This window comes from Shinella sp., from assembly GCF_052438155.1.
Classification (GTDB): Bacteria; Pseudomonadota; Alphaproteobacteria; order Rhizobiales; family Rhizobiaceae; genus Shinella.
This window is the reverse complement of record NZ_JBQVPI010000089.1, coordinates 1-3074: the sequence shown is the minus strand read 5'-3', so window position 1 is coordinate 3074 and position 3074 is coordinate 1. Positions and strand designations below refer to the sequence as shown.

Below are 3074 nucleotides of genomic sequence, written 5' to 3'. Positions count from 1 at the left end.
GGGCAGGGCGGTGGCAACCCCTCAGGTTCAGCAACAGCCGCGCCGCAATATGTTCTCAGGGCTCAGGCTCAATGCATCTGCGGTATCCGAACCTGCCGCGCCTACGCTACTGGAGCGAGCCGTCACGCGCTACGGCAAGGCGGCGCAGGAGATCGTCCGCATGAGGGAACAGGGCTTCGAGCCCCTGGTCCATCAGCGCAAGGCGTTCGACAACGCGAAAAAGGAACTCGACACTGTCCGCTCTGGCAGCGCCGAAGATATGCGCAAAGCTATGAACGCGGATCGATCCCTCATCGCTGACGCAGCGCAGGGCCGCACGGCTGGCGCAATCAGCGCGATGGAGCGGCAGGCGAATATGCGCATCAGGGAGCAGCGCATTGCGGCTCAGAATGAACGGCGTGCCGATGCGTTCGTCGACTCATGGCAACGTGAATCAGCGTGCTACGAAAAGCTCAGGAAAGGATCGAATGCCGCTGCCTCGAACAAGGTCCGGGCCTCTCTGGTCGACATGGCAAAGGGGCTGGAGCGCGATCCGCAGCTTGAGTCGCTGCTGGCCAATCGCCGTCCGCAATTGGGGCTGGACGCCATGAGCACGAAACCGCTGTCTCAGGACCTCCAGAAATCGCTCGGCCTCTCGCGTGGGCTGGGCATGGGGATGTAGCGTCGCGCCATGCCCGACCTCGTTCCACATATCCTAGATCATGAAACAGCAGACGACGCTGCGATGGCCTTTGACCAGCTTGGCAGGCGCATATCGCTGCTGCAAGCAGCGATCGAAGGCCTCGCTGCCGAGCGCGGCAACATGCCGGATTACACCGACACGCTGTCTGACATGGATGCACGGTTGAGCGGCATAGACCGGCAACTGACCGCCATCGGTAACCGACCGGCAATGAAGCTGAGCCCGGCAGCGATGACAGATGAACTGCAGCGGTTGGCGGTCGAAGCTCGTGCCGAGGAAAAGAAGTCATTGAGCGAAGCACGAAACGCACTTGTCCGCGCACTGGGGCAGGTGGACGGAATAGTCCTCAGGGCTCGTGCCACGCAGGATCAGCACCGGCGGCTTGTCGGGGCGGTTGCCGGTGGTTTTGTCGCGGGGATCTTGCTCTGGTCTGTGCTGCCAGGTGCCATTGCACGATCGCTGCCTGAAAGCTGGGGCGTGCCTCAGTGGATGGCGGAGAGAACGTTGGGGTGTGAGGACGACGGTTGTGTAGAGCATTTTGCCGACAAAGCGGAATAGGCGGGGCAGCGTTGCTCCCTGTTTTCGGTCATCAAGCATGCCCGGCCAGGTCCGCGGAAGCTAACCTTCCCGAAGTGAAGCGACCAGTCCACCGTACGCTCGCGGATTGCGACTAAGCCGTGATCCTGGCATATGCAGATGAATGACGGCTCTTGCCGCAGACGGTCGTTCGAGGGGTTTTTAACGCTTTGCGCCGAACGGACAAACAGCGTCATTTGAAAGCAAGCCGGTTAACCGCCCGATCAATCCCCGCCTCAGGCTTCCGCTCGCCTCCGCGGGCAAATGGCGAAACTCTGCGGCGAAGCCGTTACTTGCCAAAGGAACTCTGGTCTGGGTCCGAATTCGAAGCCTACTTAAGGTGCCTGAGTGCCGCCTCGTGATTATGAATTACAATTTGAGCGCAGAGGTCACACAAGAAAGCCATATCGGCGAACTTAGCGCGTTCCTCCGCAGAGCTGACCCGCAGCACTTGGGTCTCCTGCACTAGGAAGTGCGCTGCCGCATCGCGGTACCGCTTCTGCAGGACATTATCGCAAACCGTTTTGATCGGCTTGCCCACCAAATGTCTTAGATCTTTAGCAATGTCAGGATGATCGGGTACGACTTCCTTTGGTATGATTAACCGGATGCCTTTCTCTGTAGCGCGCTTGCGCGCGCTCTTCCGCAACACGCCGTAGATCCCTTCCAAGATCTTATAGGCGCACAGCAGCCGATAGAAGGGGCTAACGGTGTTCTTGAACTCTCGATAAAGGGCATAGATTGGCGCGAGGTCGGCAAAAAGGGTGCCGTTGCCAGGATTGAGGGTTACAGCTTGTTCGGGTGCGATCAGATCGAGCGTTGAGGCCTGATTGGTGTCATCGTAGATGCGGGTTAGGCCGGTGATGATCGGCGTCCCTCCCATAAAAGAAATATGGTCGAGTACAGGAGCAGTCGCGTTCTGGACTAGATTTCGCGCTTCAATCGCATCGCAGGCATCGATGCGCATCGAAACCAGCGCCATCTCACCGCTTGCATTGGGATGAATCTCAAACATGCCCGCCTCCGTCGCTATGCGAAGGACCGCCGTCCCAGCCGGAACATTAACGTGCGAGCCGCCATCCGACACCGTGAAATCGCCATTGAAGTTATCGAGGAAACCAATGCTTTTGACCAGCATCGTATCGACACGGAAAGGGCGCTTCCTGTTATCTTGCAACCTGGCCACATCACTCCGGCGTTCATTCGGCATGATAGCGAGGGCAATGAGGTGAATGGGGGCTCCCGGAGCGCCCAGTGCTCCAGAGGCCACCGTCAACCGAGGGCCGGGAGTTAGCTCTTTTCGAATGGGAGGTTTGATTTCGTCACTCCTTAAGAAATAATGTCACTTGCTGGCCGACACAGCTTTTTGTGCAGCGGCGCGCCTTCGGCAATTAGGCTGATCCGCTTACGCGAAATGCCGCGCGAGTTTCGATCATAGCCCCGATCGGCTCGGCGAGATCGTGGGATTAACTGCGTGCTATACAAAACATCTTGTGGCGGATCCGAGCGGAAGGTACGATGGCCAGCGTCGAATTGCTCGCCTAAACTAGGCACATCGGGTATAGTGGCCAAGTGACGCCCGACAGTCCCGAAACTATCATGGAGAAGATGGAAGACTTGGCGGTCGACGACTTCTCGCTGCGGGTAATCCGCGGCGCAGGCCGTGTTTTGGCGGATCGCGAGAATCCGCTTCGATTGAACCTGTTTGCCGCGGCTTCGCGCATGCTGCTCGAGCATTTGATGGGAACCCTCGCGCCGATAGAGCAGGTCGAGGCTTGCTGGTGGTACGCGCCGCAACCAGACACCTTCAAACCCA

Annotated in this window: 2 protein-coding genes and 2 pseudogenes; 3 read left to right on the top strand and 1 reads right to left on the bottom strand. The window is 58.6% G+C overall.

Annotated features, from left to right (window positions below; translation table 11 throughout):
- Both ACT6VE_RS34595 and ACT6VE_RS34590 read left to right on the top strand, forming a co-directional pair.
- Positions 1–661: pseudogene (locus ACT6VE_RS34595) on the top strand (hypothetical protein); the annotation flags it as partial.
- 9 nt (positions 662–670) lie between these two features.
- A complete protein-coding gene (locus ACT6VE_RS34590) occupies positions 671–1240 on the top strand; it encodes a hypothetical protein (protein WP_444610330.1) in 570 nt (189 codons plus the stop codon).
- Between the two features lie 349 nt (positions 1241–1589).
- Here the strand turns inward: ACT6VE_RS34590 and mauJ are convergent, their stop codons facing one another.
- Positions 1590–2396: a methylamine utilization protein MauJ gene (gene mauJ, locus ACT6VE_RS34585; RefSeq protein ID WP_444802630.1), complete on the bottom strand. Its 807-nt coding sequence runs from the start codon at positions 2394–2396 to the stop codon at positions 1590–1592.
- 461 nt (positions 2397–2857) lie between these two features.
- Here mauJ and ACT6VE_RS34580 point away from each other — a divergent pair.
- Positions 2858–3074 (top strand): annotated as a pseudogene (locus tag ACT6VE_RS34580) (hypothetical protein); the annotation flags it as partial.

Bases quoted from the DNA above. Each gene is read 5' to 3' on its own strand.
- mauJ (WP_444802630.1), bottom strand. From the start codon at position 2,396: ATGCTGGTCAAAAGCATTGGTTTCCTCGATAACTTCAATGGCGATTTC.
- ACT6VE_RS34590 (WP_444610330.1), top strand. From the start codon at position 671: ATGCCCGACCTCGTTCCACATATCCTAGATCATGAAACAGCAGACGAC.